Source organism: Methylopila jiangsuensis, assembly GCF_027922305.1.
Taxonomy (GTDB): domain Bacteria; phylum Pseudomonadota; class Alphaproteobacteria; order Rhizobiales; family Methylopilaceae; genus Methylopila; species Methylopila jiangsuensis.
The window spans coordinates 668,225-683,936 of the sequence record NZ_BSFK01000005.1 but is presented as its reverse complement, the minus strand read 5'-3'; the positions used below and the strand labels follow the sequence as shown (position 1 = coordinate 683,936).

At 70.3% G+C, this 15,712-nt stretch carries 10 protein-coding genes and 1 tRNA gene; 8 read left to right on the top strand and 3 right to left on the bottom strand.

Annotated elements, in window-relative coordinates:
* Positions 1–113 precede the first annotated feature (113 nt).
* From PKE85_RS04695 to hflX, 8 genes are all read left to right on the top strand, one after another.
* Positions 114–608 carry a tripartite tricarboxylate transporter TctB family protein gene (locus PKE85_RS04695; protein WP_271203617.1) on the top strand — a complete coding sequence of 165 codons (495 nt, stop codon included), beginning with the start codon at positions 114–116 and terminating at the stop codon, positions 606–608.
* A gap of 16 nt (positions 609–624) precedes the next feature.
* Entirely contained in the window at positions 625–2,142 is a 1,518-nt protein-coding gene (locus PKE85_RS04690; protein ID WP_271203616.1) for a tripartite tricarboxylate transporter permease, read from the top strand.
* Between the two features lie 85 nt (positions 2,143–2,227).
* Positions 2,228–2,303, top strand: a tRNA-Lys gene (locus tag PKE85_RS04685).
* Between the two features lie 671 nt (positions 2,304–2,974).
* On the top strand, positions 2,975–5,236 hold the full coding sequence (locus tag PKE85_RS04680) for a sensor histidine kinase NtrY-like (protein WP_271203615.1): 2,262 nt from the start codon (positions 2,975–2,977) through the stop codon (positions 5,234–5,236).
* A 34-nt stretch (positions 5,237–5,270) separates the two neighbouring features.
* Positions 5,271–6,635 (top strand): nitrogen assimilation response regulator NtrX, encoded by a 1,365-nt coding sequence (gene ntrX / locus PKE85_RS04675; protein ID WP_271203614.1) that lies wholly within the window; start codon positions 5,271–5,273, stop codon positions 6,633–6,635.
* Positions 6,636–6,777: 142 nt separating this feature from the next.
* Complete coding sequence (locus tag PKE85_RS04670; protein ID WP_271203613.1) at positions 6,778–7,635, top strand: D-amino-acid transaminase; 858 nt, start codon at positions 6,778–6,780, stop codon at positions 7,633–7,635.
* A 218-nt stretch (positions 7,636–7,853) separates the two neighbouring features.
* Positions 7,854–8,120: an RNA chaperone Hfq gene (hfq, locus tag PKE85_RS04665; RefSeq protein ID WP_271203612.1), complete on the top strand. Its 267-nt coding sequence runs from the start codon at positions 7,854–7,856 to the stop codon at positions 8,118–8,120.
* 52 nt (positions 8,121–8,172) lie between these two features.
* Complete coding sequence (gene hflX / locus PKE85_RS04660) at positions 8,173–9,528, top strand: GTPase HflX (protein WP_271204076.1); 1,356 nt, start codon at positions 8,173–8,175, stop codon at positions 9,526–9,528.
* Positions 9,529–9,547: 19 nt separating this feature from the next.
* Here hflX and PKE85_RS04655 read toward each other — a convergent pair whose 3' ends face one another.
* Genes PKE85_RS04655 through PKE85_RS04645 form a run of 3 tightly spaced genes read right to left on the bottom strand, consistent with a single transcriptional unit; the run spans position 9,548 to position 15,702 of the window.
* Complete coding sequence (locus PKE85_RS04655) at positions 9,548–12,217, bottom strand: nitrate reductase (RefSeq protein WP_271203611.1); 2,670 nt, start codon at positions 12,215–12,217, stop codon at positions 9,548–9,550.
* 43 nt (positions 12,218–12,260) lie between these two features.
* Entirely contained in the window at positions 12,261–13,901 is a 1,641-nt protein-coding gene (locus tag PKE85_RS04650) for a sulfite reductase subunit alpha (RefSeq protein WP_271203610.1), read from the bottom strand.
* Positions 13,902–13,908: 7 nt separating this feature from the next.
* Positions 13,909–15,702, bottom strand: a complete 1,794-nt coding sequence (locus tag PKE85_RS04645; RefSeq protein WP_271203609.1) for a NirA family protein — start codon at positions 15,700–15,702, stop codon at positions 13,909–13,911.
* Positions 15,703–15,712 lie beyond the last annotated feature (10 nt).

Below are 15,712 nucleotides of genomic sequence, written 5' to 3'. Positions count from 1 at the left end.
CCCGCCCAACGGCCCGCAAGCGATTGCGGGCCGTGTCCGTTCCGGCCGGAGGCGATCCGGCGCGGACGCGCCGGGCGACTTGGCGCGAAAGACTCTCTGGAAGGCTTTTTTCAATGCAGGCGAATTATCGCGACGTGGCCGCGGGCGGCGTCTTCATCGCCATCGCCGGGCTGTTCGCCCTTGGCACGCTCGATCTGAGGATCGGCACCGCGCTGCGCATGGGCCCGGGCTATTTCCCGCTGGTGCTCGCGGGCGTGCTGGCCCTGATCGGGGCCATCATCCTGATCAAGGCCATCGGTCGTCCGAGCGCCTCGTTCGGCGAGGTGTCCTGGCGCGGCTCGGCGCTCATCCTGATCGCGCCGATCGTGTTCGGCCTCACCGTGCGCTGGCTCGGCCTCGCGCCGTCGGTGGCGCTCGCGGTGCTGATCGCGTCCTTCGCGAGCCGCCGGTCCACCGTGAAGCTCGCGGTGATTCTCACGCTCACCCTCACGGTGTTCTGCGTGGTCGTGTTCCAGAAAATGCTGGGCGTGCCGATTCCCATCTTCGCGGGCCCGCTTGATTCCCTGAACGCGGTGGTCGCGCCCGTGTTCGCCCTGTTCGGCGTCTGAGCGGAGACGACACGCCATGGACATCGTCACCGAACTGTTCTCGAATCTGAGCCTCGGCTTCGGCACGGCGGCGCTGCCGGTCAACATCGGCTTCTGCTTCCTCGGCGTGCTGCTCGGCACGCTGATCGGCGTGCTGCCCGGCATCGGGCCCACCGCCACCATCGCGATGCTGCTGCCGATCACCTTCAACTTCGAGCCGGCGACCTCGCTGATCATGCTCGCCGGCATCTATTACGGCGCGCAGTACGGCGGCTCGACCACGGCCATCCTGATCAACCTGCCCGGCGAAAGCTCCTCCGCGGTCACCGCCATCGACGGCTACCAGATGGCCCGGCAGGGCCGGGCGGGTCCGGCTCTCGCCACCGCGGCGCTGGGCTCGTTCTTCGCCGGCTCGGTCGCCACGATCCTGATCGCGCTGTTCGCGCCGCCGCTCACCGAAATCGCGCTGAAGTTCGGTCCGGCCGAATATTTCTCGCTGATGATGCTGGGTCTGGTGGCGTCGGTGGCGCTCGCCAGCGGCTCGGTGCTGAAGGCGCTCGGCATGGTCGTCATCGGCCTTCTGCTCGGCCTGGTGGGGTCGGACGTCAACACCGGCGCCCAGCGCTTCACCATGGGCTTCCTGGAGCTGGCGGACGGGCTGAACTTCGTGGCGCTCGCCGTCGGCGTGTTCGGCATCGCGGAGATTCTCCGCAATCTGGAGAACGAGAGCGACCGCGAGGTGATGGTGAAGAAGGTCACCAACCTCTGGCCTTCGAAGGAGGACTTCAAGGCCATGATCGCGCCGACGCTGCGCGGCACGGCGCTGGGCTCCGTGCTCGGCATCCTGCCCGGCGGCGGCGCCGTGCTGTCGTCCTTCGCCGCCTACACGGTGGAGAAGCGCATCTCCAAGACGCCCGAGCGCTTCGGCAAGGGCGCGATCGAGGGCGTGGCCGCGCCGGAATCGGCCAACAACGCGGGCGCGCAGACCTCGTTCATCCCTATGCTGACGCTGGGCATTCCGGCCAATCCCGTGATGGCGCTGATGATCGGCGCCATGATCATCCAGGGCATCCAGCCTGGGCCGAACGTGGCCACCGAGAAGCCGGAGCTGTTCTGGGGCCTGATCGCCTCCATGTGGATCGGCAACCTGATGCTGGTGCTGCTGAACCTGCCGCTGATCGGGCTGTGGGTGCGGCTCCTGACCGTGCCCTACACCATGCTGTTCCCGGCCATCGTCGCCTTTTGCTGCATCGGCGTCTACAGCGTGAACTCCAACGCCTTCGACCTCTATGCGGTGGCCGCGTTCGGCCTGCTCGGCTACGTGCTGGTGAAGCTCGACTGCGAGCCGGCGCCGCTGCTGCTGGGCTTCGTGCTCGGGCCGATGCTGGAGGAGAACCTGCGGCGCGCCATGACGATCTCCCGCGGCGATCCCACGGTGTTCGTCACGCGTCCGCTCTCGGCCACGCTGCTGCTGATCGCGGTCGCCGTTCTGGTGATCACCTTCCTCCCGGCGGTGCGCGCCAAGCGGGATGAAGTTTTTCAGGAAGAGGCCTGACAAGGGGCTGGACAGAGGTGAGGCGGCTCGGTATACACCGCCTCACCTCAGCGATGCGGCGTCCCGCCGGTCCCCAAGGACTTTCGGGCGCATAGCTCAGTTGGTAGAGCAGCTGACTCTTAATCAGCGGGTCCTAGGTTCGAGCCCTAGTGCGCCCACCACTTCATCTTCCTGAAGTGGTCGCCTCATCGCCAAGGTGTTAAAGACGACGACTGCACCGTGTTTCTACACGCAGCGTCGTCAATTTCTCTCTCCCGATTTTTCCAGACCTGTTGCGTGGATCGGCTAAGGCCTTTCCCCTGAATGGCGGCGCTTCTTTCGCCGTCAGGCGAGCCGCCTGTCCCCGCGTTGTCGGCGCTCGCACGTGGTCGTCGGGCGCGGCGGCTTTGCGCGTCCGCGCACCCCTTGCGTCGGGGCGTCGTCGACCGGCGATCCCTTGGCGCTTTCCGCGATTCATCGGAACCGGCGCCTGCCCATGATTCGTGAGAGGCGCGTTCGCCTCCGCGCCTGATTCTGCTCATTGCTGCGTCCGGGCCGCCGCTGGCGACGGCAGGCTCTCCGCGCCGCAACTTGGAAAGGGTGGGGCGCCTTCGACCCGACGAGAGCGGGAAGAAAGAAACAGCCCGGTGGTCGCAGGGGCATGCGTCAGGCTGGGCCGGACGGTCGAAAAGCGTCCGGGACGGCGCGTCATCCACAACCGGAGCCACCACGAAGTTGTCGCATTTCGACAACAGTGTGCTCCCGTTGCATCATGGCGTCGCGGCGACTCGCATCGGGGAGAGCGCCGCCCGGCGACGCCCGGTTGTGAGACCTCCGCCCCGTTCGAGACCGCATGCCCAGCGACGCGCCCGCCGCCGCCACCACCGACCTGCCGATCGCCAGCCTCGAGCGCCGCGGGCCGGGCGTGCTCGGGCCGGTCTGCGTCATCGCCGCGCTGATTTCGGCGCTGGTCACCTTCGTGGTGCTGACCGGGCGGTTCGACATCGAGCCCACCGAGGAAGCCAGCCGCATCGCGGTCTATGTGAACGGCTTCTTCGTCGGGCTGCTGCTGCTCGTCATCCTGTGGGAGGCGCGGGCCTTCGTCATCGCCCGCAAGCGCGGGCTCGCCGGGTCCCAGATCCACGGCCGGCTGGTGGCGCTGTTCTCGGTGGTGGCGGTCACGCCGGCGGCGCTGCTCGCCATCTTCGCCGTGGTCACCATCGACAGGGGCTTCGACAGCTGGTTCTCCACCCGCGTGCGGGAGATCGTGGAGAACTCGCGCACGGTGGCGCGCGCCTATCTGGAGGAGCACGCTCGCTCCATCCGCGGCGAAATCCTCGCCATGTCCAACGACGTGAACCGGGCGCGGCCGCTGTTCGACAACGACCGGGAGCGTTTCGCCGAGTTCTTCACCGCCCAGGCCACCATCCGCGGCCTGCCCGAGGCGCAGCTGCTGCGGCCGGACGGCGCGGTGGTTCTGAGGGCCAACATCAAGATCGGCCGCGAGTTCCCCCGCGCGCCGCTGCTGGACGTGCAGCAGGCGGCGGCGGACGAGCCGACCCTGCTCGCGCCCGGCCGCCAGAACGCCATCGGCGCCGTGCTGAAGCTCTCCGGCTATGACGATCTGGTGCTGTTCGTCGCCCGCCCCGTGGACCCGCGCGCCAACAGCTATCTCCAGCTGGTGGAGCAGGGCGCGGAGGAATACTCGATCCTCACGGATCGCAGGCCGCGCATCCAGGCCACCTTCGCGCTGCTCTATCTGGTGGTGGCGCTGTCGCTGCTGCTGGCGGCGATCTGGTTCGGCCTCGCCTTCGCCAACCGGCTGGTGACGCCGATCCGCCGGCTGATCTCCGCCGCCGATCAGGTCAGCCAGGGCAATCTCTACGTGCAGGTGCCGGAGACGAAGAAGCAGGGCGGCGATCTGGGCGGCCTCGCCGAGACCTTCAACAAGATGACGGCGGACCTGCGCACCCAGCGCAACGAGCTGGTGGAGGCCGCCGACCAGATGGACAGCCGCCGCCGCTTCACCGAGGCCATGCTGGCCGGCGTCAGCGCCGGCGTCATTGGCATCGACCCGCAGGGGCGGATCACGCTGATGAACCGCACCGCCGAGAAGCTGCTGGGCTCGCGGGAGGAGAAGCTGCTCGGAGCGCCGCTGGCGGAGGCCGCGCCCGAGCTCGCGCCGCTGGTGGAGGCCGCGCTCGGCCGGGCGCAGAAGCTGGTGCAGGGCCAAGTGAACATGCTGCGCGGCGGCCGGGAGCGCAACCTGAACGTGCGATTCACCACCGAGACGTCCAGCGCCGACGAGCACGGCTACGTGGTCACGCTCGACGACATCACCGAGCTGGTGGCGGCGCAGCGCACCTCCGCTTGGGCGGACGTGGCCCGCCGCATCGCCCACGAGATCAAGAACCCGCTGACGCCGATCCAGCTCTCCGCCGAACGCATCCGCCGCAAATACGGCAAGGTGATCGTGGAGGAGCGCGAGGTGTTCGACCAGTGCACCGACACGATCATCCGCCAGGTGGACGACATCAAGCGCATGGTGGACGAGTTCTCCTCCTTCGCGCGCATGCCCAAGCCCACCATGGAGGAGGAGGACCTCGCCAAGGTGGTGAAGCAGGGCGTGTTCATGATGCGGGTCGGCTATCCCGACATCCGCATCGAGCTGGAGGGCGTGGACCAGCCGGTGCTCGCCCGCTTCGACCGCCGGCTGGTGGCGCAGGCCGTCACCAACATCGTCAAGAACGCGACCGAGTCCGTGCACGCGGTGCCGGAGGACGTCCGCGGCGAGGGCCGCATCGACGTGGCCGTGCGGCGCGAGGGCGACCTCGCCGTGATCGACGTGATCGACAACGGCGCCGGCCTGCCGGTGGAGAACAGACAGCGGCTTCTGGAGCCCTATATGACCACGCGGGAGAAGGGCACGGGCCTCGGCCTCGCCATCGTCGGCAAGATCATGGAGGAGCACGGCGGCGGCGTGGAGCTGCTGGACGCGCCCTCCGTGGCCTCCGGCGGGCGCGGCGCAATGGTGCGGCTCTGGTTCCAGGCCCGCGCCGGCGACAGCGCCGCTGTGCCCAACGTCGCGCCCAACCGAGGGGCCCCCGCGGCCTGAACACGACCAAGAAACGGAGTTTTCAACCCGTCCCATGGCGACCGACATTCTCATCGTCGACGACGAAGCCGACATCCGCGAACTCGTCGCCGGCATCCTCCAGGACGAGGGCCACGGCACGCGCACGGCCCGCAACTCCGACGAGGCGCTGGCCGAGGTGGCCAAGCGGCGGCCCCAGCTCGTGTTCCTGGACATCTGGCTGCAGGGCTCCAAGCTCGACGGGCTCGAGATTCTCGACCAGATCCACGCCGAGCACCCCGATCTTCCCGTGGTCATGATCTCCGGCCACGGCAACATCGAGACCGCGGTGGCGGCCATCAAAAGCGGGGCCTACGACTTCATCGAGAAGCCGTTCAAGGCCGACCGGCTGGTGCTGATCGCCCAGCGGGCGCTGGAGGCTTCGCGGCTGAAGCGCGAGCTCAAGGACCTGAAGCGGGGCTCCGCCCATGGCAGCCGCTTCGTCGGCCGCTCCACGGTGATGAACCAGCTGCGCACCGCGATCGACCGCGTGGCGCCCACCAACAGCCGCATCCTGATCACCGGCCCTTCGGGCGCCGGCAAGGAGCTGGCGGCCCGCACCATCCACGCCGCCTCGTCACGGGCGGCGGGGCCGTTCGTGCTGATCAACGCCGCCGCCATCACGCCCGAGCGCATGGAGGAGGAGCTGTTCGGCGTCGAGGGCGTGAACGGCCACCGCAAGGTCGGCGCGCTTGAGGAGGCGCACGGCGGCACGCTGTTCATCGACGAAGTGGCCGACATGCCGCGCGAGACCCAGAACCGCATCCTGCGGGTGCTGGTGGAGCAGACCTTCACCCGCGTCGGCGGCTCCACCAAGGTGTCGGTGGACGTGCGCATCATCTCGTCCTCGGCGCGTAATCTCGAAAGCGAGATCGCCGAAGGCGCCTTCCGGGAGGACCTGTTCCACCGGCTCGCGGTGGTGCCGGTGCGGGTGCCGGGACTAGCCGAGCGGCGGGAGGACATCCCCGAGCTGATCGACTTCTTCCTGGACCAGATTTCTTCCGCCACCGGCCTGCCCAAGCGCGACATCGGCGAGGACGCCATGGCGGTGCTGCAGAGCCACGACTGGCCCGGCAACGTGCGCCAGCTCCGCAACAACGTGGAGCGGCTGATGATTCTGGCGGGCGGCGATCCCAACGCCGTGGTCACCGCCAGCATGCTGCCGTCGGAGATCGGCGCCATGGTGCCGCCCATGCCCCAGGGCGCCGGCGGCGAGCAGCTCATGGGGCTCGCGCTGCGCGAGGCGCGGGAGATCTTCGAGCGGCAGTATCTGATGGCGCAGATCAGCCGCTTCGGCGGCAACATCTCCCGCACCGCCGAGTTCATCGGAATGGAGCGCTCCGCGCTCCACCGCAAGCTCAAGGCGCTGGGGATCGGCTGAGGCGCCGCTGGGCGCCACGGCGTCGGGTTTCACGCGTTCGTCATGCCCGCCGCAGGGCGGGCATGACCGTGGGCGCGCCTGAATCTGATTTTCCGGTCCGCCGAGAAGGACCGGCCACCTCTCATCGAACGGAAGCGGCTCCATGTCCCGCATCGCCTACGTCAACGGCCAGTACGTCCCCCACGCGGAGGCCGCCGTGCACATCGAGGACCGCGGCTACCAGTTCGCGGACGGCGTCTACGAGGTGTGCGAAGTGCGGGACGGCGCGCTGATCGACGCGCCCCGCCATCTCGCCCGGCTGTGGCGCTCGCTGAAGGAGCTGCGCATCCGCGCGCCCATGGGCGAGGCGGCGCTGCGCGTGGTGCTGCGCGAGACCGTGCGGCGCAACCGGGTGCGGGACGGCATCGTCTATCTGCAGGTGACGCGCGGCGTCGCCCGCCGCGACCATTATTTCCCCTCCGACGCCACGCCGCCGGCGCTGGTGGTCACCGCCCGCGCCCATGACCGGGCGAAGATGGACGCTGGCGCCGAGGCCGGGATCAGGGTCATCACCGTGCCCGAGAACCGTTGGCCGCGAGTCGACATCAAGACCGTCGGCCTGCTGCCGAACGTGCTGGTGAAGCAGCAGGCGAAGGAGGCCGGCGCCAAGGAGGCCTGGTACGTGGACGCCGAGGGCTACGTCACCGAAGGCGGCTCCACCAACGCCTGGATCGTGACGCAGGACGACGTCATCGTCACCCGGCCGGCGGAGAGCGGCGTCCTGCGCGGCGTCACCCGCACCACGCTGTTCGATCTGGCCGAGAAGCTGCAGATGCGGATCGAGGAGCGGCGCTTCACCGTGGCGGAGGCGAAGGCCGCGAAGGAGGCGTTCAACACCGCCGCCACCGCGCTGGTGACGCCGGTGGTCGCCATCGACGGCGCGCTTGTGGGCGAGGGGCGTCCCGGCCCGGTGGCTCTTGGGCTGCGCCGCCGGTTTCATGAGTTCGCCGAGCGGGATTAATCCCCAGAAAGACGACGCCGAGCCCCGCTCAAAGTGACGCCGTGACCATCTCGCTCTTGCGAAGCGCAGGCCGCCCGGCGTTAAATGCGGCCGCGGGTTCGCCCGCGGGACGCAGTGTCCGACGCTCGGGGGAGCCTGAATTCTGGCGTGCGCGCAAGGCGCTCTTTCCCACGGCGGGCGCTTTGTGTCGGTCGAGCCTTTAACGGAAGAAGAAAAACATGGCTGCCGAGCGTACGCAGAACCTTCAGGACACGTTTCTCAACAATGTCCGCAAGAACAAGATCCCTCTGACGATCTTTCTGGTCAACGGCGTGAAGCTGCAGGGCGTCGTAACCTGGTTCGACAACTTCTGCGTGCTTCTGCGCCGGGACGGCCACTCGCAGCTTGTCTACAAGCATGCGATCTCGACCGTGATGCCGGGCCACCCGATCCAGCTGTTCGAGCCCGAGGACGAGGCGGAGACGCCCGCCCGGGGCGGCCGCTGACGGCCCGCGGCGCGTTCGTCGCGGTCAGGATGACGGCGTGAGCGACGACGACATGTTCGAGGACGGCGACGACCGTCCCGTGCGGGGCTACGAGACCCGGCGGGCGGACCGCACGCGCGCGCTCGTGGTGACGCCCGCGTTCCGGGGCCTCGTCGAAGGTCCCGTCCGCAGTCCGGAGGCGCGGCTGGAGGAGGCGGTCGGGCTCGCGCTCGCCATCGACCTCGACGTGCGCGACCGCCGGCTGGTGATGCTGCAGCAGGCGCGGCCGTCCACCTTCATCGGCAAGGGCAAGGTGGAGGAGCTGGCCGAACTGGCCAAGGCCGAGGACATCGAGCTGGTGGTGATGGACACCGCGCTCACGCCCGTCCAGCAGCGCAATCTGGAAAAGGCGCTCGGCGCCAAGGTGCTGGACCGCACCGGCCTCATTCTGGAGATCTTCGGCCAGCGCGCCCGCACCAGGGAGGGCGTGCTGCAGGTGGAGCACGCGCATCTCACCTGGCAGAAGAGCCGGCTGGTGCGCTCCTGGACCCATCTGGAGCGGCAGCGCGGCGGCTTCGGCTTCCTCGGCGGTCCCGGCGAGACCCAGATCGAGGCCGACCGCCGGATGATCACCGAGCGTATCCTCAAGATCGAGCGCGAGCTGGAGCAGGTGAAGCGCACCCGCGGCCTGCACCGGGCGGGGCGCAAGCGCGTGCCCTATCCGGTGGTGGCGCTGGTGGGCTACACCAACGCCGGCAAGTCGACGCTGTTCAACCGCCTGACCCGCGCCGAGGTGATGGCCGCGGACATGCTGTTCGCCACGCTCGACCCCACGCTGCGCTCCATCACCCTACCGCACGGCGCCCACGCCATCCTGTCCGACACGGTGGGCTTCATCTCCGAGCTGCCGACGCAGCTCGTGGCCGCCTTCCGGGCGACGCTGGAGGAGGTGATCGAGGCCAACGTCATCCTCCATGTGCGCGACATCAGCCACGAGGACGCGGAGGCGCAAGGGGCGGACGTGATCGCGGTGCTGCGCGATCTCGACATCGACCCGGACGACAGCCGGCGGGTGATCGAGGTCTGGAACAAGATCGACCTGCTGGACGAGGGCGCGCGGGAGCATCTTCTCGCCACCGCCGCCCGGCGCGAGCCGGAGGCGCGGCCCGTGCCGGTCTCCGCGCTGACCGGGGAGGGCGAGGACGTCCTGCTCGCCGCGATCGAGGCCCGGCTGTCGGTCGGCCGCGAGACCGTGATCGTCACCGTGGCGCCCGAGGACGGCGCCGGCGTGAACTGGCTGTTCCGCCACTGCGACGTGATGGAGCGCCGCGCGCTGGAAAACGGCGCGACGCGGGTCACCGTGCGCATCGAGCCCGAACGGATCGAGGGCCTGCGCCGCCGCTTCGCCGCGGTGGAGGACGCGGCCTGAGCGAAGCGCGCCAAGGGCGCTAAGCTTCGACCACCACCCGCTGCGCCGCCAGCATGCGGCGGATTTCCGGCAGGCAGGAGCCGCAGTTGGTGCCGGCCCGGGTGGCGGCGCCCACCGCCGCCGCGTCGCCGCAGCCGGATGCGATCGCGCGCTCGATCTCGCCCTTGGGCACCCCGTGACAGGCGCAGACCAGAGGCCCTGTGGCGGCGCCGTCGCTGGCGCGCCCCGCCAGCAGGAGGCCCCGCACCTGACCGTCGGTGAGCCGGGCGCCGAGCTTGTCGCGGAGATAGGTCCAGCTGCTTTCCGGCCGGGCCGGGCCGACGAACAGGCAGGCTTCGAGCGCTCCGTTCCGGAACATGGCGATCCGACGCACGCGCCGGGCCGCATCCACATATTCGACCAGCTCGTCGTCCGGCGCCATGTGCGGGAACAGCGCCGCCACCTCCGGCTCGGCCGCAAGCGCGAACAGCAGGCCGTGCCCCCCCGGCGCGGCCGCCTTGGCCCACCACGCGGCGGCGTCGAGACCGCCGAGGCCGCTCCGCGCCAGGGCGAACCCCTGCAGCGGGAAGCTGACGGGCGCCACGGCGACCGGGGTCGCCTTGGCGTCGGGCTGGCCCGAGAACGGATCGGTGACGGCGTGCACCAGCGCGCCGACGCGGCCGCTCGATGAGGTCTCGCCGGTCCAGTGGATCGGCGCGAACGGCGCGCCCCGCCGGGCGCCTGGATCGACCTTCGCCCGCAGCACCACCGCGCCGTGCGGGCTTGTCACCCGGGCGAAGCCGCCGTCGGCGACGCCTTCGCGCGCCGCGTCGTCCGGGTGGATCTCGAGGAACGGCTCGGGCAGATGGCTGCCGAGGCGCGGGCTTTTGCCCGTGCGGGTCATGGTGTGCCACTGGTCGCGGACGCGGCCGGTGTTGAGCCGGTAGGGATAGGCGTCGTCCGTCCCCGCGCCGGGCGTGATCGGCGCCACGGCCACGAAGCGTGCGCGGCGGTTGGGGGTGAAATAGCCGCCCTTGGCGAAGAAACGGGTTTCGTCCCGGACCGCGCTCTGGCGCGCCGGCCACTGGGTCGGGCGAAGCTGGTCGTAGTCGCGGGTGTCGAGCCCGGCCAGCGCGCCGATGTCGAAGTCCCGCGTTCCGTCGTTCTCGAAGGCGGAGAGCGCGGCGTGCTCCCGGAACACCTCGCCCGGAGTGCGCCAGCCGAAGGCGTCCTCGAAGCCGAGCCGCCGGCCCACCTGCGCCACCGCCCACCAGTCCGGCCGCGCCTGTCCGGGCAGGGCGAGGAAGGGCCGCTGGCGCGAGATGCGGCGCTCGGAGTTCGTCACCGTGCCGTCCTTCTCGCCCCAGGCGGCGGCGGGCAGGCGGATGCGGGCGCCGGCGTTGACGGTGTCGTTGGACGCCACGTTCTCGGACACCACGAACAGGTCGAGCTTGCGCAAAGCCGTGCTCACGGCGTCCGCGCGCGGCAGCGAGGCGGCGGGGTTGGTGCCCATCACCCACAGCGCCTTGATCTCGCCGCGCCCGATCGCCTCGAACATCTCGACCGCCTTCAGGCCGGGCGCGCGGGCCATGCGCGGCGCTCCCCAGAAGCGCCGCACCTTCTCGATCGACTCCGCGTCGAACTCCATATGCGCGGCCAGCGTGTTGGCGAGGCCGCCCACCTCGCGGCCGCCCATGGCGTTGGGCTGGCCGGTGAGCGAGAACGGGCCCATGCCCTCCCGGCCGATGCGGCCGGTGGCCAGATGGACGTTCAGGATGGCGCCCACCTTGTCGGTTCCCTGCGCCGACTGGTTCACGCCCTGACTGTAGAGCGTCACCGCCCGCTCGGTCGCGGCGAACAGGTCGTAGAAGGCGGCGACCTTCGCCGCCTCCACGCCGCAGGCGGCGGCTACGGCGTCCACGCTTGGCGCCAGTTCGCGAGCGCGGATCAGCGCGGCGTCGAAGCCCTCGGTGTGGTCGGCCACATAGGAAGCGAAAACCGCGCCCCGCTCCGCCAGCGCGACCAGCAGGCCGCTGAACAGGATGGCGTCCGTGCCGGACGCGATCGGAAGATGCAGGTCGGCCTCTTCCGACGTGGCGGTGCCGCGGGGGTCGATCACCACGAACCGGGTTCCGCGCGCGGCGCGGGCGGCCAGCATGCGCTGATGCAGCACCGGGTGGCACCAGGCGGCGTTGGAGCCGACGAAGACCAGAAGATCGGCGGTCTCCAGGTCGCGGTAGGTTCCGGGCACCGTGTCGGAGCCGAAGGCGCGCTTGTGCCCCGCCACCGAGGACGACATGCAGAGCCGGGAGTTGGTGTCCACATTGGCGGAGCCGAGGAAGCCCTTGAACAGCTTGTTCGCGGCGTAATAGTCCTCGGTCAGAAGCTGGCCGGAGAGGTATATGGCGATCGCTCCGGGGCCGTGGGCGTCGAGGACGCGGCGGAAGCCGGACGCCGTTTCGTCGAGCGCGTCATCCCAGCTCACCCGCCGGCCGTCGATCTCCGGATGCAGCAGGCGCCCGTCCAGCGCCAGCGTTTCGCCCAGCGCCGAGCCCTTGGAGCACAGCCGCCCGAAGTTGGACGGGTGCTCGCGGTCGCCCGCGATCGTCGCCCCGCCCAGGTGGTCCGGCGTGGCGAGCACGCCGCAGCCGACGCCGCAATAGGGGCACGTGGTGCGCACCGGGCCGGGGTCGGGAGCGCGCATGTTCATGGACGCGCCTTCCCGGTGGGGGTTTGCTGCGGTTCACGGGCCATCAGTAGACGTCCGCCTGATAGCGCCCGGCCGTCTTGAGCTCGGCGACGAAGGCCTTGGCCGCGTCCGGCGCCAGCCCGCCATGGGCGGCGGCGATCTCCACCAGCGCCTTCTCCACATCCGCGGCCATGCGCTTGGCGTCGCCGCAGACGTAGAAGTGGGCGCCGCGCCCGAGCCAGTCCCACAGCTCGGCCCCGGCCTCGCGCATGCGGTCCTGCACATAGACCTTCTGCGCCCCGTCGCGGGACCAGGCCAGCGAAAGCGTGGTGAGCGCGCCCTTGGCCTGAAGCTCCTCCAGCTCATCCCGGTAGTAGAAGTCGGTGGCCTCGTGCTGATGGCCGTAGAACAGCCAGGCGCCGCCGGCCGCGCCGGTGGCCATGCGGTGGCGCAGGAAGGACCGGAAGGGCGCGATGCCCGTGCCGGGTCCCACCATAATCACCGGCGTGGCGCCGTCCGCGGGCAGGGCGAAGCCGTGCGCCTTCTGCACATAGACCTTGAGCTGGTCGCCCGGCGCCACCCGATCGGCGAGGTAGGTGGAGGCGAGGCCGAGCCTTTCACGGTCGCCGATGCGGTAGCGCACGGCCGCCACGGTGAGGCTGACCTTGCCCGGATCAGCGGACAGCGCCGAGGAGATGGAGTAGAGCCGCGGCTGCAGCGGATCGAGCGCCGCGAGCAGCTCCGCCGCCGGCGGGGTCGCGGCCGGGAACTTCTCCAGCGCCGCCAGCACGTCCAGCGTCTCCAGATCGCCGTCCGGGTCCTCGCCCTCGGCGAGCTTGGCGAGCCGCGCCTTGTCGTCGGGGTTTTCGGCGTAGGCGCCCAGCAGCTCGAACAGCGCGTCGGGCGCGGCCCCGAGAGAGACCTTCTCCGCGAGCCAGACGCCCAGCGGCGCCGTCGCGCCGTCATGGGCGACCGCGGTCGCCGCGTCGAGGCCGAGCCGGGCCGCCACGGCGGCGCACAGCGCCGGCGCGTTGGTGGCGAACAGGCCGAACGAGTCGCCGGGCTCGTAGGTCAGGCCGCAGGCCGACAGGTCGATCTCGACGTGGTTCGTCGCCTTGTCGGAGCCTGCGCCGCTGACCGCGCGCTTCGAGAGAAAGGCGGCGAGGACCGGCGCCTCGCGCGAGCGGCCGGGTTCGATGGCCGCCGCCGCCATCGGAACGGGGGCGGGCGCCGCCGCCGGCTTGGGCGCCGCCGCGCCGCCGCGCTCCTCTGCGAGCTTCTTCAGCATGCGGCTCGTTTCCTTGCCGCCGGGCGCGCAAAGGTTGAGCTTCGTCTCCTCGCCCTTGGCGAGGGCGTCGGCGTAGGTGTCGCAGAGATAGCCGCACTGGCCGCAATCCTGCTGGGCCATGGCCGCCATCATGCGGCGGCGAAGGGGGCGGCCGTCGGCGAGCTTCATGCGCTCGTCCATGGGCATGGAGGCGTCGTGCCAGGGCGCGCCGTCGTCCTCCTCCGGTTCCGCGAGCGGCGTCTCGCCCGGCAGCGGCGAGCCGAGCAACGCGGTGGCGGCGTCCCGGGACAGCGCCTGCACGCCGCCGTCCAGCGACAGCAGCCCGGCGAAGAAGCCGTTGAGCCAGGCGCGCTGCTCCGGGCTGAACGGGGCGTTTTCGGGAACGAGCGGAGGAAGCACGGCGGTCTGCGCGGTCATGGGCGGCTCACGCGGTTTCGAGATCGAACAGGGTCTTGAGCGCATCCGCCTCGTGGCGGCGCGTGAAGGCGGCGAAGGTCTCGTCCGGCGCGGCGCGGCCGGCCAGATAGCCGCGCAGCATCTTCTCCACCACGGCGGGGCAATCCTCGCCCTTCACGTCGCGCAGCAGTTCTCGGGCGATGAAGGCGTCGGCGCCGAAGCCGCCGCCGACGAGAATGTGGAAGCCCTCCACCGTGTCCTCGTCGTTCACCGGCACCTTGGCGGCGATCAGGCCGATGTCGCCGATGTAATGCTGGGCGCAGGAGTGGTGGCAGCCGGTGACGTGTATGTTCACAGGCGTATCCACGGCGATCACGCCGTCCACATGGTCGGCGATCAGATCGGCGAAGCCCTTGGTGTCGGAGGCGGCGAACTTGCAGCCGCGGTTGCCGGTGCAGGCGACGAGCCCCGCCCGCACGTTGGAGGCCTTGGTCGCAAGCCCGAGCGCCGCGATCTCCGCCTCGACCGTGGCGACGTCGGCGTCCTTCACCCCGGAGAGCAGCAGGTTCTGCCAGACGGTGAGGCGCACGTCGCCGTCGCCGTAGCGCTCGGAAATGGCGGCGAGGCCCCGCATCTGGCCGCAAGTGAGCTTACCGAGTTTCAGCACGACGCCGACCCAGTTCAGACCCGGCTGCTTCTGGGGATGGACGCCGATATGCGCGAGCCGGTCGCTCTCGGGGCGGGGCGCGGCGGCCTCCGCCGGCAGGCGGGCGAGGGGCGCGCCGAGAACGGTCTCCACCTCGGTGAGAAACTTCTCGAACCCCCAGGCGTCGAGCACGTATTTCAGCCGCGCCTTGGCGCGGTCGGAGCGGTCGCCGGAGGCGATGAACACCCGGACGATGGCGTCCGCCACCTTGATCGCCTGATCGAGCGGAACCACCACGCCGGTGTCGCGGGCGAAATCCTTGTGGCCGGTGATGCCGCCGAGCGCGAGCCGCCACCAGACGCCGGGCGCGACGCCGAAGCCGTCCCGGATCTCCACCGCCTGGAAGCCGATGTCGTTGGTGTCCTCCAGCGCCGCGATGCGGCCAGCGCCGTCGAAGGCCACGTTGAACTTGCGCGGCAGGCCGTAAAGCGCGCGGTCGTTGAGGATGTGGTGGTGCCACTCGCGGGCGTAAGGCCGCGTGTCCACCAGCTCCTGCGGATCGACGCCGGCGGTCGGCGTGCCGGTGACGTTGCGGATGTTGTCGGCGCCCGAGCCTTTGGCGGTCAGACCGAGGTCCACCAGCCCCTCGATGAAGGGCACGCCATCCGCCGCGCCGATCTCGCGCACCTGCAGGTTGGCGCGGGTGGTGACGTGGGAGTAGCCGCCGCCATGGGTCTCCGCGAGATCGGCGACGCCCCGGAACTGCCACGCCTTGAGGATGCCGTTGTGGATCCGCAGGCGGCACATGTAGGCGTCCTGGGTCGGGCCCACATAGAACAGCCCGTGGAAGCGGATGCGGAAGTCGTCGAGCTGCTTGGCGAACTGGCCGTCCTTCGCCATCTGCTTGAAGCGGCCATAGGCGTCGAAGGGGTGCTCGTCGCGCTTGGCCTTTTCCTGCGGAACCAGCTTCCTGCCGGCCTTTTCCTGCGCCGCCATGGCCTTGAGGTGGATGGCGTCGGGGCCTGAGGGCTCCGCCTCGACGGGCGCCGCGGAAGCTGGACCGAAGGGCGGCACGCCGCCGAAGCCGGGCGCGCCCCGCGCGCCGCGCACCGCCTGGACGCCGGAGACGAAGCCTTCGAGATACCGTTTCTGGTCGGGGGAGAAGTCGCCGCTCATAGACATGGAT

Bases quoted from the DNA above. Each gene is read 5' to 3' on its own strand.
- PKE85_RS04695 (WP_271203617.1), top strand. From the start codon at position 114: ATGCAGGCGAATTATCGCGACGTGGCCGCGGGCGGCGTCTTCATCGCC.
- PKE85_RS04690 (WP_271203616.1), top strand. From the start codon at position 625: ATGGACATCGTCACCGAACTGTTCTCGAATCTGAGCCTCGGCTTCGGC.
- PKE85_RS04680 (WP_271203615.1), top strand. From the start codon at position 2,975: ATGCCCAGCGACGCGCCCGCCGCCGCCACCACCGACCTGCCGATCGCC.
- ntrX (WP_271203614.1), top strand. From the start codon at position 5,271: ATGGCGACCGACATTCTCATCGTCGACGACGAAGCCGACATCCGCGAA.
- PKE85_RS04670 (WP_271203613.1), top strand. From the start codon at position 6,778: ATGTCCCGCATCGCCTACGTCAACGGCCAGTACGTCCCCCACGCGGAG.
- hfq (WP_271203612.1), top strand. From the start codon at position 7,854: ATGGCTGCCGAGCGTACGCAGAACCTTCAGGACACGTTTCTCAACAAT.
- hflX (WP_271204076.1), top strand. From the start codon at position 8,173: ATGTTCGAGGACGGCGACGACCGTCCCGTGCGGGGCTACGAGACCCGG.
- PKE85_RS04655 (WP_271203611.1), bottom strand. From the start codon at position 12,217: ATGAACATGCGCGCTCCCGACCCCGGCCCGGTGCGCACCACGTGCCCC.
- PKE85_RS04650 (WP_271203610.1), bottom strand. From the start codon at position 13,901: ATGACCGCGCAGACCGCCGTGCTTCCTCCGCTCGTTCCCGAAAACGCC.
- PKE85_RS04645 (WP_271203609.1), bottom strand. From the start codon at position 15,702: ATGAGCGGCGACTTCTCCCCCGACCAGAAACGGTATCTCGAAGGCTTC.